Origin of the sequence: Bacillus sp. 205(2023) (assembly GCF_037027485.1) — a bacterium.
Classification (GTDB): domain Bacteria; phylum Bacillota; class Bacilli; order Bacillales; family Bacillaceae; genus Bacillus; species Bacillus halotolerans.
The window spans coordinates 1-357 of the sequence record NZ_JAXCHF010000036.1; the positions used below are offsets into that span (position 1 = coordinate 1).

Genomic DNA, 357 nt, shown 5'->3' on the forward strand with positions numbered 1-357 from the left:
TGTCGAGAAAATCTCGACAGCCTTTATTTTTTCTTAAAATATCCATTCTCATGTAATAAAATAAAAGAAAGACTTACAAGGACGGTGTCTTTCTCATGTTGCACACAAGAAATTCTTCTCAAAATGCGGCCGAATTTGTTCTGCTTGACCAACTCGTCGAAGAGGATCATCTGCTTCGTAAAATTGATAAACACATAGACTTCTCTTTCATCATTGAAAAGGTGAAACCTTACTACAGCGAAAACAAAGGCCGCCCCTCACTTGATCCGCTAATTTTATTCAAAATGATGTTTATCGGCTACCTCTACGGTATCCGTTCAGAAAGACAGCTCGAAAAAGAAATTTACTACAATATGG

Annotated in this window: 1 protein-coding gene; it reads left to right on the forward strand. The window is 37.3% G+C overall.

The annotated features are described in order from the left end of the window. Nucleotides 1–95: 95 nt before the first annotated feature. The coding region (locus WA325_RS21525; protein WP_336184165.1) for a transposase at nt 96–357 on the forward strand (262 nt) is incomplete at its 3' end.